The following is a 23,377-nucleotide window of genomic DNA, read 5'->3' as shown; positions in this document are numbered from 1 at the left end:
GGTGGCGTCCCTCCCAACCCTGGCGCAAAGAGGGTTAGGAGACCTAACCCCTACAGGTTTTGATCACAAATATTACACGGATTGCTATATTATAGACTTAGTAATATTTTAAATTATAGATTTTTTATGAGTCATTCCCTCCTAATTAATTTATCCTTTTTAATTCCTAAACCAACGGGAATTTCTATTTATGCTAGTCATGTATTACCTGCTTTAAAATCGCTTCAACCTACATTATTAATCTCTCAACAAAAACCCGATTATTCTTGCTATTCTGTTCCTAATAATATGACCCCAGACCAAGGAACAAAGGGACATCTTAGGAGGTTACTTTGGACACAGTTTAAACTCCCTAAAATTTATCAACAATTAAAGGGAAATTTGATATTTTCTCCCCTTCCAGAAGCTCCTTTGTATTCAGGATGTCGGTCAATTGTCATGGCTCATGATTTAATTCCGTTACGGTTTCCGAGACGAGGTTCTCGGTTAACCGCTTATTTTAAATATTATATTCCCCCTGTATTATCCCAAGCCGAACATATTGTCTGTAATTCTATCTCAACGGCGAAAGATTTAGTTGATTTTTTTAACATTCCAGAACAAAAAATAACACCCATTCCCCTCGCCTATAACCCCCAGAGATTTCAATTTTTAGACTTACCAACTCGTAATTATTTCCTGTATATTGGTCGTCATGATGCTTATAAAAATCTATCTCGATTAATTAGTGCTTTTTCTAAGTTAAAACATTTATCCGAATATGAATTATGGTTCGCTGGCCCAACAGATGAAACCTATACACCGGAACTCAAAAAGCAGGTTCAAGAATTAGGATTAACTCAACAGGTAAAGTTTTTAAATTATGTTCCTTTTGAACAATTAATACCCATGATTAATCAAGCCATTGCTGTTGTTTTCCCCAGTCTTTGGGAAGGGTTTGGTTTCCCGGTTTTAGAAGCAATGGCTTGTGGAACTCCTGTGATTACGTCTAACCTATCTTCTTTACCCGAAGTGGGCGGAAATGCAGCATTATATGTTAATCCTTATCAGGTTGAAGAAATCACAGAAGCGATGGAAACTCTAGCTAATAGTACAGAAATGCGATCGCATTTAAGACAATTAGGATTAGAACAAGTTAAACAATTTAGTTGGGAAAAAACCGGACAAAAAACAGCAGAAGTGATTCAAAAATATTTATAATATCTCTCGTTTCTAGGTTCAAAGGTTATAAACCACTGGGGATTAAGCCCTGAAGGGCTTACTACGTTGAAAAACGTTGCAATGCCATTTTGCAGGCTCCGCCTGCTCTTAACCGGAGACAGAGCCTTAGTTTCGGGTTTCCAAAGATTATAAACTGTTGCTAGAAACAGGAGTAGTAGGAATAGAAGGAACACTAGGAATATCAGGGATATCAGGAATAGTAGGGATTACATTTGTAGTAGTTTCCCCAAAACTAGCCGCCGTCAAATTACTAACAGAAATATTATTAATTTGGGCTAATTGTTCTCCTGTACTTTGCACAATAACTAGGGTATTTACTGATGAGGGTTGCAACAAAATATCATTAAATGTTACACCATCAGGCAGTTTAATAATATCAATGCTATTTTCAAAATCAGTAATTACATCAAAACCGCCACCTGTAACTAAAACAAAGGTATCTTTTCCTGTTCCTCCCGTCAATGTATCATTATCTTTGTCTCCCGAAAGAATATCATCCCCGGCATCTCCAAACAATTGATCACTGTTTTTTCCTCCATATAAACTATCATTACCCTCTCCTCCTCTAACAATATCTTGATCTAAATCTCCAGCTAAGAAATCATTCCCACTTCCTCCATCGAGAATATCGTCTTGTTTTCCCCCTCTCAGGGTATCAATTCCTCCGTTTCCAATTAAGGAATCTAAACCCGTATTTCCATTAATAAATTCACTATCTTCTGAACCGATAACCGTATCATTCCCATCCAGGGCTAATACACCACCAGGGTAATTGTTTAGTTGTCCAGAAGATAGAATAATTGATTCTGCGGTGTTATCTCCAACTAAAAAAGATATACCGTTTTGAGTGCTTGGTTGTAGTGCCATAGTGTTTAATAATTCTCAATGTAGATTGCTGTTAATTTTGATATACTTTTATGCAGGCGTTCCAAAATTTTGTGTCCAATATTGATTGTAATTGACAGTACCTGTATCATTGTCTAAATAGTAATACCCCACACCAATTTCTGTTAAATTCGGATTCAGAATATTAGCACGATGTCCGGGACTATTCATCCATCCGTTGACAACTTGTTCTGGTGTTGTTTGACCTGCTGCTATATTTTCGGCAGCCCAGGAGTAATTATATCCTGTCGCTTCAATTCGATCAAAAGGGCTACTGCCATCAAGTCCGTTATGATCAAAATAGTCTTGGAGTGCCATATCTTGACTATGAATTTCTGCCGATGTTTCCAATTGATAATTATAGGTTAGAGGCAATAACCCAGCGTTAAGACGTTCTTGATTAGTTAGTTCAAAAACACGCTGTTCAAATGAGTTTGGATCGTTATTAGTAGTGCCTCCACCATTATTATTGGTCGTCCAAGAAATATTAAAACTGGCAGTATCTTGTTTTTCTGCATATCCAGCATAGACCCAATATTCACCACTAATTGTTGGAGTAAAGGTGTATTGTTTGCCATTATAAGCATCATTTAACCAGTTCCAATCTTGACCACTGATGTTCACCCATTGATTAGAATCATAAGCATTAAGTGGGATAACACCTATTCGATAAAAATCATCTGCTGTCACTGAGAAATTGTAGGTATTACCCGCCTCAAAATCTGCTATAGTCCACAAGTTCACTCCAAAATAATCTAAACCGACATCACTGGGTGAGCTATTACCCCAATTTCGAGAAATACTGTCTCTGGTACTAATAGAATTTTGATCGTTCAGAGTAAATTGATACCATCCTTTACTTTCATTTTGTCCTGTTGTCCAATCAAAAATTTCACCCCCCCAGTTTTGAGAATAAAAATCATAAACATCATTAAACTCAACTGAAAGGATGTTTCCATCTATCGTTATAGTGGCGTGATCATCCTCAGCTTTTAACGTTTGAATTTGTTCATCACTTAATAGTTTACCTTGAACAAGATTGGCAAAAATTTCTCCTTCATCCCCAATAGAATCGCTAGAATTAAGTCGAGGATCAAGAGAATGTCCAATTTCTTCTAAAACTACGCTCACAGCCTGATTAACATTGCTACCCGTCAAAATATCTTCAGCCAGATAAATTTGATTTGTAGCTTCTGCAAACGCGCCAGAAGACCCTTTAATATCGGCTGAAGCGACAATTTTAATCGGGGCAAAGGTGCTAAAATCTCCTGTAAGCCATTCTGTGGCTAAGGTTTGTGCCTTCTGGATATCCCAAGTGTCGCCAAAAGGGAGCTTCAGTTGTTCAACAAAAGTGGGATCACTCGCAAACAGTTGAAGTTGCTGATAGACTTTGGGCATCACCTGTTCTGCTAAAAAAGCGTTAGTCTCCGCTAAAGATGTGATAGCGTTGGCTGATGTAGGGTTAGGATTAACTTCAAACATGGTAGGTTCTCTGGTTGGTGAAAACTAATCAAACGTTCAAAATTTAAAGGTTCTATTTCTGCTATCGATGGCTAGTAACGACTTTTACGCCAAACCTCAGTATTTGTTACAAAAGTTTATTTTCAGATTTGATCGACTCACATCTTCCCCTGGTTAAACTCATTGTTTAGAGGAAATTGGCTTTTAACTTTTGGACAATTAATATTTGAGCGGGTTAGTTTTAGAATATACCCGTCTAAACTATGACACAACTAATAAAAGCTAGTATTTTACGCTATGCTTACGTTAGTCAAATCATCCAGATTAACCATGAATACTAAAGATAAGATGTTTACTGAGGCTAGTAACTTTTGGGATTTACAAAAACTGTATCAAGACCTAGAAGCAGTAAAACGCCTATTGTCCCCACGTTCTCGACAGGGGTTAACTGAAACAGAAAAGCTTTATCTGAGGGGACTATTGTGTGGTTATAGTCCGGCGGAAATTGCCAAAAAACTATTTCAAAGTCCTAAAAGCGTGGAAGTTTACCTCTGTAAAACCTTATATCCTTATTTAAAAAATCTTTTAGATGTTCCCTCAGAAGTGGGAAATTGGCGTAATATTTGTAACTGGTTAAATGATGCAGGTTATAAAAAGTTATCTTCAGGAGAAAACTTATTCAATAATTTATTACCTCAAGAAGCTTTGGTTAAAATAGTTAATGTTGATTTTTTACAAGAAAATACTATTTCAATTGATATCAACCTTCAGCTTCATTTTCCATCGGTTTTAAACCGTGAAGAATCTAAAAATAATATTGATGAATAATAAGCGGTTAATGAGGAGGTTATAAACTACTGGGGATTAAGCCCTTCAGGGCTTACTACGTTGAAAAAGTCAGATTACTGTTTACTAGAAACTGGATTTTTTCAATTTTCATGTTTCATCTCCAAATTCTTCAAACAAAGCCTCTAAATCTCTTTTCTTGTAGTTATTGAAAAACTAATTCACCATCAACGACTTTTCCTTCACGAATTTGCTGTGTTCCCTCAGCAATTTTTTGCCTGAGTTCAATCAGTTGCTTTTCTCTTTCATCATGCTGATCTAAAAGTTGAAATGCTACTGTTAATAAATCATCCACACTTTTATATTTACCTTGTTGTAATTTTTCAAGAATAAATTTTTCTTGATCTGGCTTGATTGCAATTTGCATTTTTATCTCCTTATTTTCGAGTTAATTCATAACAACTAGCAATATTAGATTCTCAATTTTGAGTTTTGGATTAAATCACCTAACAAATATATTAACATAAATATCACAAACCGTAGTAAGCCCTTCAGGGCTTTCTCCATTAAAGGAATCCCAAATTTTAATAAAAATTATTTGAAATCCCTAAATGTTTGCTACAAATTCCCCCCTGTAGAGACGTTGCATACAACATCTCTACAGGCGGTTAGAGGGGTTCATCTTTAGCAATTATATAAGGTTTCATATTATTTGAAAGAGTGGGAAGCAAGCACAAAAACGGAGGTTAGAGGATAATTTCTAAGTTAAAACCCTTTCCTATTTGAGTGAGTTGATTATTTTTAGCATCATAACTCCAGACTTTCATCTGATTATTTCCTGGGGGTAGAATTGCGGTTGGAACTCGAATCATCCAGCCTGATTTTTCATATTTAGGATTAGATAAAACTTGAACTACATCAGGTCTAGGAATATTAACTTGACCGACAGCAATTAATTGATTGTTTTCTCCTAAACTTAGATAAACTGCATCCGCAGGTTTTGATTGTTTAGGAAGAATTGACCATCCGCTAAGGGATAAATCATCTCGTTGATAAATGGGTTGGGTGGGAATAGATTCTATATTACCATTTAATGCTTGAGTTTGAGCAAATTTTAACGGTTGATTATTGCGTTTCCAAAACCAATGAGATTGAATGGTTTTATACGGTCGATAGGTAGTTAAAACGTTTTGATAAATTAAAGAAGCAGATTCGGATTTTAAAACTAAATCCCAAGGATTTTGATACCATAATTCATTGGTTAATAATAGAATATTGGGTTTTGTTTCATTGATTTCTTGAATCACTTGCTGTTGTGCAACGGTGGGTTTAGCATAGAGAACATAACCATATTTAGAACAGGATGGTTTATTAAATAAATAATACCATAATCCTTCAGAAGTTAAGGTATAAAAGCAAGATTGTTGATCAATTTCCGGTTTCAGAGTTTTCCACGCTTCTAAATAATCTGGTTTTAAGAGTTTTTGATCAGAAGTTGATAAAGCGTCAGGAAGTTGAGTGAATTTTTCCATCCCCTTAACAAGATTAAAACTGGGTTCTGTTAAGATAATTATAGTCAAAATCAGAAGTATTAATATCTGTTGAAGGGGAGTTATATTATATTGGGATAACTGCGGTTCTATTTTATGTTTATACCCTAGACAAATTAGATAAAATCCTAAAAAAGCCGTCATTAATGCACCATGATAGGCGTGTCCTATATCGCTTCTATCGAGGGTAATTCTCATGTAAACGGATGCAGCAGTTAGGAGTAAAATAATCAGATAATTGTTTTGGATAAAAGAACGAAGTTTAAACTCATAATTTTTGAAATCTAAGAGGAGATAAACTAAAATCCCACTTTGAACAAACATCGATAACCAAAAATTCTGGGAAGTCCAAGTGAGTTCTAGGGGAGGAAGGGGAATAAAGGAAATATAGCGTCCGTATTTTCCCCAATATAAAATTTGAGAGATAATGGCATTAATTTGATCAAAACCTAAGATGATTAAACTCAGGATAGAAACAATAATAATTCCAATGAGTGAACCTCTGAACCATAAAATAGTTGTTTTTTTAGATAAAAATAATGATAAAATAGAAGCACATAAATAAACCGCTATAAAATATATTGCTCGATCATAAATATAGAAAAAACTACTGGGAATTGATGCTCCAATTAAAATCGATAACCATTGTGCTTGGTTTGTTCGGGTTTCAGCTATTCTAAAAAACCGTAAGGTTAAGGCTAATTGAATAATAAAACTGGTTCCTCTGCGTCCATCAAATTTATAAAAAATTCCATCGAAAACACAAAATAGAATACAGGATATCACAAATATTTTTAATCTATTTCTGTTAATTTTAGCTAAATTAATTAATTCCCATAATATCCAGAAATAGCCTAAACAGGTGATCACATTTTCTAAATTGACAAATAACCGAGTTAAAGCAATACCATTATCTTGAGTTGCGAGATTTGTGGCTAACCAACTGGGAAGAACATCAACACCATAGCCATGAATTAAAATAGTATTGATAAAGGGTTTTGGAAGTTGTAGAAAGTTAGGTAAAAAGCCTAAAAATTCTCCTTCATGAAACGAATCTATTAAGGTTGAATTAATTCTAAATTGGTTTAATGGGGTATTAATTAACCAAGTCAGGAGTAAAATCGAACTGATTCCTATCCAAGTATAATGATGGTTAAGAACCTTTAAAATTGCTCTTAGGGGTTTTTGATTCAGGTTTAAAACCAAAGTAGCAATTAAGGGAGGAGTTAGAAGTAAAATAATATATTTGAGATAGTCTGTAAAAGGACTAATATTCTCAATACTGGCTAAAGAAATCACCCCAGTTTGATTATTCCCAAAAGGGATTTTAATGAAATTGACCCAAGGAACTAGAATTAACCAAGTCGCTAAAGTTATCGTAATAATAGCGATTAATTTCACTTTAGATTGTTGTTTTTGTTCAGACATTTTTAAGTAGGGAACAGGAAATAGAGAACCGATTGGGAAGTAATTCGCGCCGAGGTTGTAATATTTTATTGTAGGGGTTTGGTTTCCAAACCCTCTAGGGATGTGGGTTAGGAGACCTAACCCCTACGGTTTTTTTACAAATCAAATAGTCCTTTCCAAACCCTCTAGGGATGTGGGTTAGGAGACCTAACCCCTACGGTTTTTTTTACAAATTAAACACGGATTGCTATCGTTAAGATTGCAGTTTGGAAACTGGATTAGATGATTGATTTGGAGATGAGAAGGAATACAATTTATGTCCAGTAAAACTAATCATAGCGACACAAGCAGCACTCGCTAAACGAGATAGGGTTGGATGCCAACCTAATTCATTAATTAACAGTTGTAATAATCCTAAATTGGCTAATAAACTATTTAAAGCAACGGTCGCAAACACGCCATATTGGACAAACCAGTTTTTCCAATACACCCCAAATACAAACCGACGACTTAACCAAAAGTTGGTACTTAATCCCAGAAAATAACTAATTCCTAATGCAAAAACATACCAGAGTCCTGACTGAATGAGAATCGAAAAAACGAGAACATCAACAACCGTAGCCGCACCACCTGTAAATAAATAACCGCCAAATTCTCGTAATGTTTTTAAGGTTTGGCGACGGCGAGAAAGACGAGTATTTGCTGCTGCGGTTGTGGTTGCTTCAGCGTGAGCTTCTTCCACATATTCACTATCACTATTGACATCCCAGAGGTTATGTTTACCCGGAGTTAAAACGTTCTCGGCTGCAAAAATTCCCATTAATAAACTATGGTCTTGATTATTATACTTAAATGCGCCATAGCGTCCCACTAATTGCAAGTTTTGGAAGGTTTCTAAATACTGTTGAATTTCTGATAAAGCACTTTGATAATTTCCAGCATAAATAGGATAAGTTCGAGGTAAACGCACAATAAACCCATCAGAAATCGCTTGATTTTTTAATAATCCAATTTTGCGTAATTCTTTTTCAGCTAATATTCGCAGTTCATCTTCTGGACATTGCCATAAATCATCGCCAAAATTACACCAATATTCACAACAAAGGGGGGTTTGTTGAGTATTTGCTAACATTTCTGGCGACCAGTTTGCAAAATTGGTCACTCGTCCAACGTCAACTCTGGGGTCATTAATATATAACCAATTATCAGGAAAAACATTTCCCCCTTCTACCATTAAATAGACTAAAATTGTATTTCTAAATTTAAGCGACTTAGCAGCCTCGATAACTTTTTCAGGGGGGGAAGATTGCAGTTGCTGAACAAAATGAGTTAGAGGAATAGAAGAAATAACTCCCCCACAAGCAACGGTGTTTTCCTCTTTGGTGATGCGGTTTCTCAGGGTAATATGAGTAACTTGAGAATTCTGATGATGAATTTGGATAACTTCTGTATTTAATAAAATCGGTTGCTGATGTTGTTGTAAATAGTCGGCGATTTTTTCATAAAGTTGACCCGAACCCAAACGGGGAAATTGAAACTGGTCTATGAGGTTTTTAACTTTTCCATCATTGCCTAAAATAGCATTTTTAATCGCTTTTGATAAAGATAATCCTTTAATGCGTTGTGCCGCCCAATCTGCACTAATTTCTGTACAGGGAATTCCCCATAATTTCTCGGTGTAACCTTCAAAAAATATCTCAGAGAGGCGTTTCCCAAATTTATTTTCAACCCATTCTGCAAAGTTATTGGTTTGAGATTTAGGAAATAATCGAACAGCTAAATAGGAGATAATAATTCTGAAAGTTTCAACTAATCCTAATGCATATAAAACTTGTTTGGCTTTTAAGGGATAACTAAAATATTTTCCCCCATAATAAATCCGAGTTAAACGATTAACCGTAACTTGTTCATCTCCTAAAACCTCATCCCAAAGTTGCAAAACCGGAGCAATTTTTGTATAAAATCGATGGGGGCCGTAATCTAAGATAAAGCCTTGATATTCTATACTTTTAGCTAACCCTCCCACTTGACTATCGCGTTCAACGACAACAACAGATTGACCTTGCTTCGTTAAAGTATAAGCCGCTGCTAGTCCGGCTGGGCCAGCACCTAAAATATAAATGGGTTCCATCACACCTAATCTTATCGTTGGATAAATTGTCTCTATCATACAATATTAGTTCGATAGTTTAACAAACTGACCCGATGAATACAATAATAAATCCTGAAAACGGCTAGGATTGTTTAAATTTAGCGTATAGGATTGGGGTTGTACATTGTTAATGTGATAATCTTGAGTGACGACTGTATTTTTGGGCGTGAGAAAAAATGTGGTTTGGGGATTGGATAATTGAAATTGATATTGATTGGGTTGGGGAGAATTAACAAGAATTTTGTCAGTGGGTTCTAGCAGAGTATTCATCATAACCAATAAAATGTTATCGGTATAGAATCTAACTTTTTCAAAGGGTTTATCGGTGGGTTTTTGCTCAAATTGAACGTTAAAGCGATTCTCCGAATCAAAAAGATAAAGACCTTGAATTAATCCGGTTCTGTATACATAAGCTCCTCTATAATTATCAGGAAGACTGATAATTATAGGGGATTCTATGGGGATTTTTTGTAAACTAGATAATAAACTTTGAGAGAGTTCTCCGGCGAATTTCCAGTTTTGGTTAATAGAATGCAGGGATAATCCTAAACTGACTAATATAATGGAGGATAGAATTAAATTCAGTTGAAAATTACTCACTAAAATTGTGATTACTAAGGCGATATAAATAGAAGTGAAACTAGAAGCCCAATATAAATAACGTTCTCCTTGGGTATCAAAAGGGGATACAGAAACATTAATTGCAGGTAAAACACAAATCCAAAATCCCGCTATTAATAAGAGTAGGGTTTGAGGAATTTGAGAGGTTAGTTGATGTTTATGATAACTTAAAATAAAAGCCAATAATGAGATCAAAATTACTCCCAATAATTGTGTAATCCAGATTGTTAAATTAGAATTGAATTGAGGCGATAAAAAGCTACGAGGGGGATAAATAATTAAATTGTATAAAATTTGGATCGGATTAAACTGAAGATGAATACCTTTTCCATATCCCCCGATGAAGGTTCCTAACTTTAGATATCGACAAACAAAATAAAACCCTAAAACTATTCCATAAAAGGAAACGATTGTCAAGAGTTTATTCAAAGTTCGAGGTTTTTCTTGTAAATATTGGTAGAGTTCATAGGCTAAAATTAACCCTGGAAAACTGACAATAGATTCTTTACATAATAACGCGGCTAAAAAGGCAGCTAAAGAGATCCATAATTGTATGGGTTGATAAAATTGTTTAAAGGTTAAATAGGTTGAAAAGGACAATAAGGCAAAAAACGTAGCAATAACATCAGTACGGGCAGAAATCCAAGAAACGGCTTCAGAATGGGAGGGTAATAATAGAAAGATAAATCCGGCAAAATAAGGAATAAATCGCTTTAATTTTAATTCTAATCTTAAATTTAAACTCAATAAAAAGGAGATTCTCACCACCAAAAAAGAATTTCCTAAATGAAATCCAAAATTAGTTAGATGGTAGCCAAAAGCATTTAACCCCCAGATTTTATAATCTAAAAAACTAATTAATCCTAACAAAGGTCTAAAAAATAACGATTGACCGTGTTGTTGATTAAACCATAACCCCAATGGCCCTAATTTAGACAATAAGGCAATTAAAACAAAATCATCCGATAGAAAAAAACTATTAAAAATGTTAGAATAAGCAATCAATCCTGTAACGGCAATAATTCCGATTAAAATAATTGAATAACGCGAGATTTTGGAGAAAGATTTTGTCTTCATTACCGTGTTAAATTGAAAGCAACCGGATTCGGGGTAAGTTTTTTTAGTATCTTGTTTTGCGGCTATCCTGTCAAGTCATCAATTTCCCACAATTAATTGAAACTCATTGAAAAAAATAGTACCTCAACAGGTAATATAAAATCAGCCAATTTTAAGCCTCGTAACTGCACATATCCTAGCCTCAGACGGTTGACCTCTGTTCCTGACGTGGTATCCTCCACATTGAGTGTGTGAATATATTAAGAGGAGTGAATTTTTATGGTCGCAACACCCGCTCGGACTCAGAACTTTAGTTCATTGCAAAAAGAAGCCAACACCGCCCAACCTCGAACCATCTCCCATTTTGGCTTTACGGATCAAGTCGGGGAACTCCCCACAACCCCCCTATTTGGAACCGATGGTATCCGGGGGCGTGTGGGAGGACTCCTGAGTGCGCCTCTGGCTTTACAAGTCGGTTTCTGGGCGGGCCAAGTTCTCCGACAACAGGCCCAACATCCCGGCCCGGTGATTTTAGGCCAAGATACCCGCACCTCTGGCAATATGTTAGCAATGGCTCTCTCCGCCGGATTAATTGCGGCAGGGTTGGAAGTTTGGCATATTGGGGTTTGTCCCACGCCAGGAGTTTCCTATTTAACCTTAACCTCTGAAGCCATTGGTGGAGTGATGATTTCCGCCAGCCACAACCCCCCAGAAGACAACGGAATTAAATTTTTTGGCGCAGATGGTACAAAACTATCCACCGCCCTACAACAGCAAATAGAGGCGGGAATTAGAGGAACTGCCGATTTTCCCATTTCTTATAGCGACTGTGGCCAACACTATTACCGTCCCGAACTGATTCAACAGTATGCCCAATCTCTACATGGGCCATTACTTTCTGTCTCGAATTTACACCGAATGCGGGTGGTTTTAGATTTAGCTTGGGGTGCTGCGGTTCCCCTCGCCGCCCAGGTATTTACAGAAATGGGGGCTGAGGTGATTTGCCTTCATGATCAACCCAATGGCCATCAAATTAACGTTAATTGTGGGTCTACCCATTTACAACAGCTACAACAAGCGGTTTTAGACCATCATGCTGATCTTGGATTTGCCTTTGATGGCGATGCAGACCGAGTTTTAGCCGTTGACGGTCAAGGACGGGCCGTGGATGGAGATTATATTCTGTATTTTTGGGGCCAAACCCTCAGCCAAGCCGGACAACTTCCCGACAATTTAATTATTTCAACGGTGATGGCTAACCTCGGTTTTGAACGAGCTTGGCAACAGTTTGGGGGCCAATTAATTCGTACTCCCGTCGGCGACCAGCACGTTCACGCCGAAATGAAACGCACCGGGGCGATGTTAGGCGGTGAACAGTCAGGACATATTCTCTGTCACCATTATGGAATTAGTGGGGATGGGTTACTGACGGCGTTACATTTAGCTACATTAGTCAAACGTTCCGGTCAATCTTTAACAGAATTAGTCAATCAAAGTTTCCAAACCTATCCCCAACTATTAAAAAATATTCGGGTTGAGGACGTTCATCAACGACGTCATTGGCAAGAGTGTGAACCTGTAATCAAAGCCATTGAAACCGCAGAAGCCGCGATGGGAAATCAAGGGCGAATATTAGTCCGCGCGTCAGGAACAGAACCTTTAATTCGAGTCATGGTTGAAGCTTCCAACGGTGATTTAGCCAATTATTGGGCAGAACAATTAGTCTCAGTCGTTCAGCAATATTTAGCCGTTTAACATTTTTCAAATACAGACTTCATCGCTGGTCAGGAAGAGTTCGATTATCGCACCATCCGCCAGCGATTTCGTTTGTTGTTTTTCCACAGCCCCTTGAAACTTGATCTATAATGAAGGCTAAATTTACAGCATTTATTTTTTTAATCCCTAATAAATAACTTCTGACTCCTAACTCCAATGGTTACAAAAGCTAAAAAAAAGCGAAAGAAGGTTAAAAAAAAAGCTAAAGCTAAAAAACCCACATTAAGTAAACAAGAAATTAAACTTCGCCAAAAGCAACGAGCAAAAGCGATTCAAAAAGTTATATCTTCATCATCAGGAATTATTGCTGCTGCTGCTGTTGTGGGAGCGATTTTATTTGTGGTTGCTGGCCCCAAATTAGCGATCGCAGGGGGAGGAGGAATTTTAGTAGTTTCCCTATCCTATCTCTACCCAGATATGGCATTATGGGGATTTTTAATTTATTTACCTTTTGGTGGCACAATCACCTACTGGGTCGGCGGTGGCAGCCCTATTTTTCAACTCGCTAAAGATGGCTTTTATTTTCCAGCCTTATTTGCCAAATATAAGGAATGGAAACGCAAAGGAATGCCCATGATTGTTCCTAAAGCTCTTAAGCAACCTTTGATGGTACTGCTTGCCATCTGCGGGTTAACGTTGCTATTAGTAAATGGGTTACAACAACTCAAACCAGAAGGGGGAGATAAACCCATTTTATTAGGATTAATGGGGTTAAAATCCTTTATTGGATACCTGCCCTTAATTACCTGTTCCTATTACCAAATTAAAGGAAAAAAAGAACTGTTATTGCTAACGCGGATGACACTGGTTTTAGCCATCATTTGTTGTGTTTTAGGAGTCATCCAATATCAAATGCTGGCTAGTGGTCGTTGCAAAGGAACCGATCATTTACTCGGAGATGATTTATTTAAAGCAACTATTGACGCTAAATGCTTTGTCGGTGGATCTTTAGTCTTTAGTCCCTCCCAAAACATGATTCGTTTACCGGGAACTTTTGTGGCACCTTGGCAATGGGCTTGGTTTTTAATTGCTAATGCTTTTTTTACCTTTGCGAGCGCTTTTAGTGATCCATCTCCCCTCTGGCGAACAACGGGTTTAGTCGGAATGGCACTGGTATTTGTAAATGCTGTGATTTCCGGTCAACGAATTGCCTTAGCATTAGTTCCCGTTGTCACCATTATTCTATTAGTTTTAACCGGACAAGTTGCTAACTTAAAACGATTTCTTCCCATTCTCGCCGGACTGGGTTTAGTATTAGGAATTGCAGCAGCAGCCAGCCCCACATTTTTGCAAGAACGAATTGATAGTTTTGTCAGTCGTTGGAATGCTTCACCCCCCACCGATTTCATCTCAGAACAGTTTGGAAACAGTAGCGGCGGACAAAAAGGGATTTTAGGAAAAGGACTTGGACGAGCAACCAATGCAGCTCGTATTTTTGGAAAAACTCAGTTGATTGAAACCTACTATCCTAAACTGATTTTTGAAATAGGGCCAATTGGAGTCGCGGGTTTTCTCTATTTAGTAACAACCATGACCATTGTTGGGTTTAAATCCTATCGTTCTGTGAAAGATAAAAATTTACGGAGTTTTGGAGCTTCTTTTTGGGTTTTTGTGTTAATCATTAGCTACAATACTTATTATTACCCCCTGGATGTTGATCCAGTCACGGTTTATTATTGGTATTTTGCGGGTGTCCTCTTTAAATTGCCCGAAATTGATCGGGAAGAACGGAAAAAACTGATCGAAGCAGGTGAACTTGATCCAGATTCTTAAATAATGATCTGAATCATTTAGTGGGTGCATTGAAAGTAATTTTTTACAAAAACTATCCAATCAACGGTTAAACAATTTAAGGAGAAAAGCTCATGAATTTACCCTTAATTTCTGTTATTATTCCCACCTACAACCGAGAACAAGTTTTACGAGAAACCTTAGCAGAAGTCTTAAAACAAAATTATCCAAATTTTGAAGTTTTAGTGGTGGATCAAACCCCAACCCATGAACCTGAAACCCAAGTTTACTTAGAACAATTAGCCCAAGCTGAAAAAATCAAATGGTATCGTTTAGAGTGGGCGAGTTTACCCGGTGCTAGAAATTATGCGGTACGGCGTTCTCAAGGTGATATTCTTTTATTTATTGATGATGATATTCAACTTCCTGAAGGGTTTTTAATGGCTCATGCTCGTAATTATATCCCTGGAGAAACTTCTGCACCCGAAAAGATTGGAGCCGTTGCTGGACGAGTTTTTGATCGCATGAAATTAAGTGATTCGGGCGGAGAATTAACCATTGAAACTTTACCTCCCGAAGCTTATGATCCTGGGATTGCTTGGTATCATATTGATTTAGTTCATACCATTAAACCTCAACCAGTGATTTCTGCTAGAGGATGTAATATGTCCTTCCGCCGAGAAATTTTTGATCAATTTGGGTTAACCTTTGATGAACGATTTAAAGGCAGTGCGGTGCGAGAAGAATCGGATTTTTGTTTAAGATTAAGACAAACAGGTTATGTGATTTGGTATGACCCAGACGCTTATTTAATTCATTTAGGGGAAGAAGCGGGAGGGTGTCATGATATGAGTACCCGTTCTGTACAATATCAGATTACCTTTTATCATAATCATTTCTTAATGGGGTTAAAAAATTTAACTCCGGGTCAATGTTTCCGCTTTTTTGCTAAATTATTCGATTGTCATGTTTTAGGACATCCCCCTTGTAATAAAAGTGGTTCTCCTCTCAAAATTATCAGCCGTTTCTTCTTCTATAAATTAGGCTTACTTAAAGCGTTAGGAACCTGGATTACATCCCTTTGGGATCAAGGACAAATTTACACACAACAAGACAATCTATAGTCTCACCTACTGTTGATCAATCACAGCAACGGTTTGATCAGAATTATTCACCCGACCCAGAGAACCGTTAATCAGGAGGAAATTAATGAAAATTTTAGTTGCAAGTCATACCTATATTGTTGACTTAAACCGAGAAAAATTCAGAGCCTTAGCGCGTTTACAACCGAATATCGAAGTAACCCTCATTGTTCCCAAACGTTGGCGACCCGGAGGGGTTCAAAATAAAATTATTGAGTGTCAATATTTGGATGAAGGCAATTTTAAGGTTGTTCCCCTCTCTAATTTTAGCGAAAATAACCAAGGTTTACTCACCTTTGGCTTAGATTTAGTTTCCCTTTTAAAAACCTTTAAGCCGGATATTATTCAAGTTGAACAAGGGTCTAAAGCTTTAACTTATAGCCAATTCATTACCTTAAACAATCTTTTAGGGTTAAAAGCAAAAAATGTCTTTTTTACGTGGTGGAATTTGCCTTATGAATTAAAATTTCCCGTTTCTGTTTTAGAAGCCTATAACCTAAAATATACCGATGGTATTGTTGTTGGAAATCAAGACGGAAAAGATATTTTAAAACAAAAAGGATATACCCGGAAAATTGAAGTCATGCCCCAATTAGGTGTTGATGAAAACCTGTTTAAACCTGAACCCCAACCCCAATTAAAAGCCGAATTAGGCATTAACCTGGATGAATTTGTTGTCGGGTTTGTGGGGCGGTTTGTGGAAGAAAAAGGATTGATGACTTTAGCAAAAGCCTTAGCTGGGTTAAAAGATTATTCTTGGAAATGGGTTTTATTAGGTCGGGGGGAATTGCGATCGCAACTTTTAGAAATGGCTGAGAACTTAGGATTTAAAGACCGATTAATTTTAATCGAAAGTGTCCCTCATGATCAGGTACAACGCTATATTAATTTAATGGATACCCTAGTTTTACCCTCAGAAACAACCTACAAATTTAAAACCCTAACGGCTGTGGGGTGGAAAGAACAATTTGGTCATGTTTTAATTGAAGCAATGGCTTGTCAAGTTCCCGTAATTGGTTCCGACTCCGGCGAAATTCCCCACGTTATTGCCGATACAGGATTAATCTTTCCTGAAGGCAATGAACAAGCTTTACGAGATGTTCTCAGCCAGTTAATCACACAGCCAGAATTCGCAAAACAGTTAGGACAACGAGGCTATCAACGAGCAATGACTCACTACACAAATACAGCACTGGCTCAAGAATTATTAGCTTTTTATCAGCAATTATTAGGAGTTTGAGTTATGCTATCACTGGAAGTGCAAATGCAAGTGGAAGTGGAAGTGGAAGTGGAACAGGCATCCTGCCTGTTATTCCATTATTCATAGTTGTTTCATAGTTGTTTCATTTTGACGGGCAAGATGCCCGTTCCACATTTTAGTAGATTCACTGATTAATAATAAAATTAAAATTCCTCCCATAAAAAAGGATAGTCTTCTGCCATATCCGACAATTTTTCCTGGACAGGATTTTGCCTAATATATTGCCATGTATTGATAAACTCTTGATGATTTCTTATAATTCGATCATATCTTTCATCTTGCCAAATTATACCTCTATGTTTCATGATTTTAGAAATTTGTTTTGCGGTATAACTTTTAATACTATGTAAAATACGGGTTAATGACCAATATTCAGCTTTTGTTTGTTCCTCCTCTATTTCTGTATTTATCTTAGGTAAAGGTTGCAATAACCAATGAACATGATCTGGCATGATGACTAAAGAAAATGTATGGTATCTAGGAATATTATTTGGATGACTTTCATCAAAGAATAAACAACAGTTTAAAACAATTGTTCTAGCTATGGGAGTCAGTTCCAGCTTTTGGAAAGTTTTGAAAGTCACAAAATAAACAGCCCCATCTAATTCCCAATGAGGTAAATTTCTCCGAGTTATTTTTAATTCGTCATTATTCCTCAAATCATCACTCATCAATCCTACCTAATTATTATTAATTTTTTGTAATTTATAACTCCAGTGGAACAGGCATCTTGCCTGTTAGCCTGTTACTCAATTTTATATTACAGGACGATACACACCCAAAATACCAATACAGGCAAGATGCTAATACAGGCAAGATGCTAATACAGGCAAGATGCTAATACAGGCAAGATGCCTGTTCCACTGTAAAATAGTCATTTATATTCACCCCTGTAACTGTAACAGTAAATTTGAGTGTGGCTAATTCCAATCGAAAACCAATTCTCCTTGACTTTGAAAAGCCTCTAGTCGAACTAGAAAGCCGTATTGACCAAATTCGTCAATTGGCGAGTGAAAATGGTGTGGATGTGTCCGAAGAAATTCGACAACTCGAAACCCGCGCCAGCCAACTGCGACAAGAAATTTTCAGTAGTTTATCTCCCCTACAACGACTACAACTCGCCCGCCATCCCCGACGACCCAGTACCTTAGATTATATTCAGGCGATGACCGATGAATGGATGGAACTCCATGGCGATCGCCGAGGCTATGATGATCCGGCCTTAGTGGGAGGAGTTGCCCGTTTAGGGGGACAACCTGTGATGATCCTAGGCCATCAAAAAGGACGGGATACCAAAGATAATGTTGCCCGAAATTTTGGTATGGCAGCCCCCGGAGGCTATCGCAAAGCCATGCGGTTAATGGAACACGCCAACCGTTTTGGAATGCCGATTCTGACCTTTATTGATACTCCGGGGGCTTGGGCGGGGGTAGACGCCGAAAAACTTGGCCAAGGCGAAGCCATTGCCTATAACCTCCGAGAGATGTTTGATTTAGACGTTCCGATTATTTGTACAGTTATTGGTGAAGGGGGTTCGGGTGGGGCGTTAGGAATTGGAGTTGGGGAAAAATTGCTGATGTTAGAACATTCTGTCTATACCGTCGCTACTCCTGAAGCCTGTGCTGCGATTTTGTGGAAAGATGCGGGTCAAGCGCCCCAAGCCGCCCAAGCCCTGAAAATTACCTCCCAAGATCTCAAACAATTAGGTATTATTGATGAAGTCGTATCTGAACCGGATGGGGGAGCCCATAGCAACCCTTTAAAAGCGGCAGAACTGCTCAAAAATGCGCTCCTAAAATCCTTAGCTGAACTCCTTCCTTTAACACCCCAGCAGCGTCGAGAAATGCGATATCAGAAGTTCAGAAATATTGGAGTTTTTGCCGAAGCCAAAGTTTAAACATAAGATCATACTCAACCAAGTTGCCATTAATCTTCAGAACCTGGCGGGTAAAAAAGGCTGAGGAACCCAATCATGCACCTTGATCTTGATTGTCCAGGAAAATCTAAATTCCAAAAGCTTTTTAGTGATATAATCAAAACGGTAACAAATCTTTACACATTTCTCAGATTGAATTATTTACAGATTTGTGACATCTGTTCGAGTCCCATTGGAGACGACTTAAAGCAGACATGACTTCTCCCATTCAAAAAAGAGCCTTGATCACAGGAGCCAGCAGTGGCATTGGTCGGGCGACAGCCCTCGCCTTTGCGGCATCCGGGATTGACATTGCATTAGTCAGTCGCCAGGAGGATCGCTTAGAAGCGGTAGCCCAAGAAGCCCGAAATTTCGGGGTAGAAGCGAAAGCCTTTCCCCTGGACTTGGCAAAAGTTGAACAAGTCCATACCCAAATCGATAGTATTGTTGCTGCCTTTGGCCCGATTGATATTCTTGTCAATAATGCAGGTATGGGATACACCGGAGACTTAATCAACACATCCCTTGCAGATTGGCAACGAGTGATCGATTTGAATCTGACCAGTGTTTTCCAGTGTGTGCAAGGGGTTTTACCAGGAATGCGAGATCGAGGGTCTGGAACCATCATTAATGTTGTCTCCATTGCTGGTTTGCAAACATTTCCCAACTGGGGCGCCTACTGTGTCAGTAAATTTGGTTTGATGGCCTTATCCAAAACCCTGGCCATGGAAGAACGTGCAAATGGTATTCGAGTAACAGCCCTGTGTCCAGGTTCTGTGAATACTCCCATTTGGGATACCGAAACCGTTAAAGCCGACTTTGATCGCGCTGCCATGCTGACACCAGAGATTGTAGCCGAGTCAATTCTCTATGTCGCCTTATTACCAACGGTTGCCGTGATTGAAGAATTAACCCTCATGCCGAGCATCGGCGCGTTTTGAATCGTTCTCCCTGTCGATTCTAAAACCATTCACCTTTGTCATTTCTAAACCTTGATTTAAGATACACCATGACTATCTCACCAAGCACAAATGGGGTCAAAAATTTAGAGATCTCCATGACTGAAGCCAAAAATGAAGACACCAGTGGATTTCCCATTAGACCCGATCGCACTTTATCTCATGGTCACAGCACCCACTCCCAACCCTGCACGGAAGTGAGTGATGAACAAATGATGGATGCGGTTCGCACTATGCTGTTAGGGGTCGGGGAAGATCCTGAACGCGAAGGCTTACTCAAAACACCAAAACGGGTGGCTGAAGCCATGCGGTTTTTAACCAGTGGTTACAATCAATCCCTTGAAGATCTGGTGAATGGGGCAATTTTTGATGAAGGCCATGAAGAAATGGTGCTGGTGCGGGACATTACGTTCTTCAGTATGTGCGAACACCATATGTTACCCTTCATGGGTCGTGCCCACGTTGCTTATATTCCCAATCAAAAAGTCATTGGCTTAAGTAAACTGGCTCGAATTGTGGAAATGTATAGTCGCCGTTTGCAAGTTCAAGAACGTCTGACTCGCCAAATTGCTGAAGCAATTAAAACCATTCTTGAACCTCAAGGGGTGGCTGTGGTGATGGAGGCAACCCATATGTGTATGGCGATGCGTGGTGTTCAGAAACCGGGGTCTTGGACAGTCACCAGTGCAATGGTGGGTCTATTCCAAGATGAACAAAAAACCCGTGAAGAATTCCTGAATTTAATTCGCCATCAACCTGCATTTTTTTAAGTAATAGGGATTTTAACTGGGAATTAAGAATTTAAGATTGAGAATTAAGAAAAATTTAACTTATGCTAGAAACAGCTTAAGGGGTATCATTCTTAGTTCTTAATTCTAAATTCTTAGTTCAACGTTAACTGCAAAATTCATGATCACTCAACCCATCAAATTTGGAACCGATGGCTGGCGGGGCGTGATTGCTTCGGACTTCACCTTTGAACGAGTCGCTTTAGTGGCTCCCATTGCGGCTCAGGTTCTCTATCAAACCTACGGAAAAAGTACCGGAAGCCGGACGGTGATTGTTGGCTATGATCGGCGTTTTTTAGCTGAAGAATTTGCCCGATGTGCCGCGGTCGCCATCCAAACGGCAGGATTTGATGTCAAACTCAGTGAAACTTATGCTCCTACTCCGGCTTTTTCATTGATCGCTCATCAACAACAAGCTTTAGGGGCGATTGTTTTAACCGCTAGTCATAACCCCGGTAAATATTTAGGGTTAAAAGTTAAAGGAGCTTTTGGCGGTTCTGTGGGGCCAGAAATTACCCAACAAATTGAAGCGTTATTAACGGAACCTCCTACTTTTGAAACGACACCCGGAACTTTAGAACATTTTAATCCTTGGCCGAGTTATTGCGAAACCTTGCGTTCTAAAGTTGATATTGGGGGAATTCAAGACGCACTGAATCAAGGAAAAGTAACGGTTTTTGCTGATGTCATGCACGGGGCGGCGACCGGAGGATTAACTCAATTATTGGGGGATAAAGTTCACGAAATTAATACAAATCGTGATCCTTATTTTGGTGGCGGCGCACCGGAACCTTTACCTCGTTATATTCCTGAATTATTTGAAGAATTACAGGCTTTTCAAGCTTCTGATGGGGGTTTAGCCATTGGGTTTGTGTTTGATGGGGATAGCGATCGCATTGCGGCGGTGGATCAAAAGGGCAATTTCCTGAGTTCTCAAATTTTAATTCCCGTCTTAATTGAACATTTATCAACTCGTCGAGGATTTACCGGAGAAATTGTTAAAACTGTAAGTGGTTCTGATTTAATTCCTCGTATTGCACAATTATTCAATTTATCCTTGTATGAAACGCCGATTGGTTATAAATATATTGCTGATCGAATGTTAACGACTGAAGTTTTAGTCGGGGGTGAAGAATCTGGGGGCGTAGGTTACGGAACCCATATTCCTGAACGAGATGCGTTATTATCGGCGCTGTATGTCTTAGAAGCAATGGTACAGTCGGGGGAAGATCCAACGCAAACCTATCAACGGTTACAACAACAAACGGGTTTTGATTCGGCTTATGATCGGATTGATTTACCGTTAGCGAGTATGGACGTGCGATCGCGCCTTGTTGAACAATTGGACACTCAACCGCTACAGGAAATTGCAGGACAAGGGGTGGTTGATTGTTTAGCGGTGGATGGTTACAAATATCGCCTCGCCGATGGTCGTTGGTTATTAATTCGCTTTAGTGGGACAGAACCTGTTTTACGCCTCTATTGTGAAGCACCAACCCTGGATATAGTTCAGGAAACCCTAAACTGGGCTAAAGATTGGGCGAATCAATTCTAGGAATCAGTTATCAGTTATCAGTTTTTGAATAATTACGAATTACGAATTACGAATTACGAATTACGAATTACGAATTACGAATTACGAATTACGAATTACGAATTATTAATAATAAAAGTTAATATGATTATGAAAAAACTAATTGTAGCAACGGGAAATCCAGGGAAATTGAAGGAGATGCAGGCTTATTTGGAGGGTTTAGAGATTGAATTGCAGCTTAAGCCTAAAGATTTAGAAATAGAAGAAACCGGAACAACGTTTATAGAAAATGCAGGTTTGAAAGCGTCGCAAGTGGCGTTAGCAACGGGAGAATGGGCGATCGCAGATGATTCGGGGTTAGCCGTTGAAGCGTTAAATGGCGCACCGGGACTGTATTCTGCTCGTTACGCACCCACAGAAGCAGAATGTATTGTGCGACTGCTGAAGGAACTGGGGGATACTCCCAACCGCAATGCTCAATTTATCTGTGCTGTAGCTGTTGCGAGTCCCGATGGTTCTATGGCCATCCAGTATGAAGGAATTTGTAAAGGAATCATCACAAAAGAACCGCAGGGAAGTGGGGGGTTTGGCTACGATCCGATTTTTTATGTTCCTGAAGTTCAAATGACCTTTGCCCAAATGCCTGCGGAATTAAAACATCAACTTTCCCATCGAGGTCAGGCTTTTCAAGGTGTTTTACCTCAACTGCAAGCTTTATTATAGGGAACAGAAGGAAAAACAGGGATACAACAAAGCCGTATCCCCCTTTTTGTTACACCAGAAATACATGGGAGCTTGGTAGCCTCGTCTATAAGCGAGCGAGGTGGAAAAGCGACTCAAGCGGTTTTAACCGAAGCGTAATGATGAGGGTCTTCAATATATTTCTGTATTGTTTCAGCACTAACATTTCCTGCTGTACTAAAAAAATAACTCTTACTCCATAAACTAGGTAACTTGAGTAATTCAGGAAATTCCTTGCGGAGGATATTAGAAGCCCTCCCTTTCAAAAACTTAACAACTAAATGGATTGGCATCGTAGGAGGAAACTCAATAAATAGATGGACATGATCAGGAGCTATCTCACAAGCCCGAATATTCCATCCTTTCTCCGTTGCTAAATCTTGCCAAACTT

19 protein-coding genes are annotated in these 23,377 nt (G+C 38.6%); 11 read left to right on the top strand and 8 right to left on the bottom strand.

The window, feature by feature from the left end:
- Positions 1-126: 126 nt before the first annotated feature.
- A complete protein-coding gene (locus IQ236_RS12380; RefSeq protein ID WP_193869537.1) occupies positions 127-1,200 on the top strand; it encodes a glycosyltransferase family 4 protein in 1,074 nt (357 codons plus the stop codon).
- A 147-nt stretch (positions 1,201-1,347) separates the two neighbouring features.
- Here IQ236_RS12380 and IQ236_RS12375 read toward each other — a convergent pair whose 3' ends face one another.
- Both IQ236_RS12375 and IQ236_RS12370 read right to left on the bottom strand, forming a co-directional pair.
- Positions 1,348-2,088, bottom strand: a complete 741-nt coding sequence (locus IQ236_RS12375; RefSeq protein WP_193869536.1) for a calcium-binding protein — start codon at positions 2,086-2,088, stop codon at positions 1,348-1,350.
- 48 nt (positions 2,089-2,136) lie between these two features.
- The gene (locus IQ236_RS12370; protein ID WP_228041583.1) at positions 2,137-3,588 is read right to left on the bottom strand and encodes a CAP domain-containing protein; all 1,452 of its coding nucleotides are present in this window, start codon (positions 3,586-3,588) and stop codon (positions 2,137-2,139) included.
- Positions 3,589-3,897: 309 nt separating this feature from the next.
- Between IQ236_RS12370 and IQ236_RS12365 the strand changes: the two genes are divergently transcribed.
- The gene (locus IQ236_RS12365) at positions 3,898-4,395 is read left to right on the top strand and encodes a helix-turn-helix domain-containing protein (RefSeq protein ID WP_193869535.1); all 498 of its coding nucleotides are present in this window, start codon (positions 3,898-3,900) and stop codon (positions 4,393-4,395) included.
- 163 nt (positions 4,396-4,558) lie between these two features.
- Here IQ236_RS12365 and IQ236_RS12360 read toward each other — a convergent pair whose 3' ends face one another.
- The 4 genes from IQ236_RS12360 to IQ236_RS12345 form a co-directional block, all read right to left on the bottom strand.
- Positions 4,559-4,780, bottom strand: a complete 222-nt coding sequence (locus IQ236_RS12360) for a ribbon-helix-helix domain-containing protein (RefSeq protein WP_193869534.1) — start codon at positions 4,778-4,780, stop codon at positions 4,559-4,561.
- A gap of 319 nt (positions 4,781-5,099) precedes the next feature.
- Positions 5,100-7,331, bottom strand: coding sequence for a hypothetical protein (locus IQ236_RS12355; protein WP_193869533.1), 2,232 nt, complete (start codon positions 7,329-7,331; stop codon positions 5,100-5,102).
- 232 nt (positions 7,332-7,563) lie between these two features.
- Positions 7,564-9,480 (bottom strand): GtrA family protein, encoded by a 1,917-nt coding sequence (locus IQ236_RS12350; protein WP_228041582.1) that lies wholly within the window; start codon positions 9,478-9,480, stop codon positions 7,564-7,566.
- A 6-nt stretch (positions 9,481-9,486) separates the two neighbouring features.
- Positions 9,487-11,160 (bottom strand): hypothetical protein, encoded by a 1,674-nt coding sequence (locus tag IQ236_RS12345; RefSeq protein WP_193869532.1) that lies wholly within the window; start codon positions 11,158-11,160, stop codon positions 9,487-9,489.
- 258 nt (positions 11,161-11,418) lie between these two features.
- Here IQ236_RS12345 and glmM point away from each other — a divergent pair, with 258 nt between their 5' ends.
- From glmM to hpsO, 4 genes are all read left to right on the top strand, one after another.
- The gene (gene glmM / locus IQ236_RS12340) at positions 11,419-12,894 is read left to right on the top strand and encodes a phosphoglucosamine mutase (RefSeq protein WP_193869531.1); all 1,476 of its coding nucleotides are present in this window, start codon (positions 11,419-11,421) and stop codon (positions 12,892-12,894) included.
- A gap of 177 nt (positions 12,895-13,071) precedes the next feature.
- Positions 13,072-14,688: a hormogonium polysaccharide biosynthesis protein HpsL gene (gene hpsL / locus IQ236_RS12335; protein ID WP_193869530.1), complete on the top strand. Its 1,617-nt coding sequence runs from the start codon at positions 13,072-13,074 to the stop codon at positions 14,686-14,688.
- A 92-nt stretch (positions 14,689-14,780) separates the two neighbouring features.
- Complete coding sequence (gene hpsN / locus IQ236_RS12330; RefSeq protein ID WP_193869529.1) at positions 14,781-15,770, top strand: hormogonium polysaccharide biosynthesis glycosyltransferase HpsN; 990 nt, start codon at positions 14,781-14,783, stop codon at positions 15,768-15,770.
- A gap of 85 nt (positions 15,771-15,855) precedes the next feature.
- Positions 15,856-17,028, top strand: a complete 1,173-nt coding sequence (hpsO, locus tag IQ236_RS12325) for a hormogonium polysaccharide biosynthesis glycosyltransferase HpsO (RefSeq protein WP_193869528.1) — start codon at positions 15,856-15,858, stop codon at positions 17,026-17,028.
- Positions 17,029-17,192: 164 nt separating this feature from the next.
- Here the strand turns inward: hpsO and IQ236_RS12320 are convergent, their stop codons facing one another.
- Positions 17,193-17,720 (bottom strand): transposase, encoded by a 528-nt coding sequence (locus IQ236_RS12320; protein ID WP_193869527.1) that lies wholly within the window; start codon positions 17,718-17,720, stop codon positions 17,193-17,195.
- Positions 17,721-17,965: 245 nt separating this feature from the next.
- Between IQ236_RS12320 and accA the strand changes: the two genes are divergently transcribed.
- The 5 genes from accA to rdgB all read left to right on the top strand — a co-directional run bounded on the left by accA (position 17,966) and on the right by rdgB (position 22,968).
- Entirely contained in the window at positions 17,966-18,946 is a 981-nt protein-coding gene (accA, locus tag IQ236_RS12315; protein WP_193869526.1) for an acetyl-CoA carboxylase carboxyl transferase subunit alpha, read from the top strand.
- Between the two features lie 233 nt (positions 18,947-19,179).
- The gene (locus IQ236_RS12310; RefSeq protein ID WP_193869525.1) at positions 19,180-19,905 is read left to right on the top strand and encodes an SDR family oxidoreductase; all 726 of its coding nucleotides are present in this window, start codon (positions 19,180-19,182) and stop codon (positions 19,903-19,905) included.
- A gap of 68 nt (positions 19,906-19,973) precedes the next feature.
- On the top strand, positions 19,974-20,693 hold the full coding sequence (gene folE / locus IQ236_RS12305) for a GTP cyclohydrolase I FolE (RefSeq protein WP_190515824.1): 720 nt from the start codon (positions 19,974-19,976) through the stop codon (positions 20,691-20,693).
- Between the two features lie 142 nt (positions 20,694-20,835).
- Complete coding sequence (locus IQ236_RS12300) at positions 20,836-22,266, top strand: phosphoglucomutase/phosphomannomutase family protein (protein ID WP_322744135.1); 1,431 nt, start codon at positions 20,836-20,838, stop codon at positions 22,264-22,266.
- A gap of 129 nt (positions 22,267-22,395) precedes the next feature.
- Positions 22,396-22,968, top strand: coding sequence for an RdgB/HAM1 family non-canonical purine NTP pyrophosphatase (rdgB, locus tag IQ236_RS12295; RefSeq protein ID WP_193869568.1), 573 nt, complete (start codon positions 22,396-22,398; stop codon positions 22,966-22,968).
- Positions 22,969-23,081: 113 nt separating this feature from the next.
- Here the strand turns inward: rdgB and tnpA are convergent.
- Positions 23,082-23,377: IS200/IS605 family transposase (tnpA, locus tag IQ236_RS12290; RefSeq protein WP_193869523.1), on the bottom strand; the 296-nt coding region annotated here is incomplete at its 5' end.

It is taken from the genome of Planktothrix mougeotii LEGE 06226, assembly GCF_015207485.1.
Lineage (GTDB): Bacteria > Cyanobacteriota > Cyanobacteriia > Cyanobacteriales > Microcoleaceae > Planktothrix.
Note: the sequence above shows the minus strand (reverse complement) of the source record. Positions and strands in the feature narration are given on the sequence as shown.

Bases quoted from the DNA above. Each gene is read 5' to 3' on its own strand.
- IQ236_RS12375 (WP_193869536.1), bottom strand. From the start codon at position 2,088: ATGGCACTACAACCAAGCACTCAAAACGGTATATCTTTTTTAGTTGGA.
- IQ236_RS12345 (WP_193869532.1), bottom strand. From the start codon at position 11,160: ATGAAGACAAAATCTTTCTCCAAAATCTCGCGTTATTCAATTATTTTA.
- IQ236_RS12365 (WP_193869535.1), top strand. From the start codon at position 3,898: ATGAATACTAAAGATAAGATGTTTACTGAGGCTAGTAACTTTTGGGAT.
- IQ236_RS12360 (WP_193869534.1), bottom strand. From the start codon at position 4,780: ATGCAAATTGCAATCAAGCCAGATCAAGAAAAATTTATTCTTGAAAAA.
- IQ236_RS12370 (WP_228041583.1), bottom strand. From the start codon at position 3,588: ATGTTTGAAGTTAATCCTAACCCTACATCAGCCAACGCTATCACATCT.
- rdgB (WP_193869568.1), top strand. From the start codon at position 22,396: ATGAAAAAACTAATTGTAGCAACGGGAAATCCAGGGAAATTGAAGGAG.
- IQ236_RS12380 (WP_193869537.1), top strand. From the start codon at position 127: ATGAGTCATTCCCTCCTAATTAATTTATCCTTTTTAATTCCTAAACCA.
- IQ236_RS12310 (WP_193869525.1), top strand. From the start codon at position 19,180: ATGACTTCTCCCATTCAAAAAAGAGCCTTGATCACAGGAGCCAGCAGT.
- IQ236_RS12355 (WP_193869533.1), bottom strand. From the start codon at position 7,331: ATGTCTGAACAAAAACAACAATCTAAAGTGAAATTAATCGCTATTATT.
- IQ236_RS12350 (WP_228041582.1), bottom strand. From the start codon at position 9,480: ATGATAGAGACAATTTATCCAACGATAAGATTAGGTGTGATGGAACCC.
- hpsL (WP_193869530.1), top strand. From the start codon at position 13,072: ATGGTTACAAAAGCTAAAAAAAAGCGAAAGAAGGTTAAAAAAAAAGCT.
- IQ236_RS12320 (WP_193869527.1), bottom strand. From the start codon at position 17,720: ATGAGTGATGATTTGAGGAATAATGACGAATTAAAAATAACTCGGAGA.
- hpsN (WP_193869529.1), top strand. From the start codon at position 14,781: ATGAATTTACCCTTAATTTCTGTTATTATTCCCACCTACAACCGAGAA.
- glmM (WP_193869531.1), top strand. From the start codon at position 11,419: ATGGTCGCAACACCCGCTCGGACTCAGAACTTTAGTTCATTGCAAAAA.
- folE (WP_190515824.1), top strand. From the start codon at position 19,974: ATGACTATCTCACCAAGCACAAATGGGGTCAAAAATTTAGAGATCTCC.
- hpsO (WP_193869528.1), top strand. From the start codon at position 15,856: ATGAAAATTTTAGTTGCAAGTCATACCTATATTGTTGACTTAAACCGA.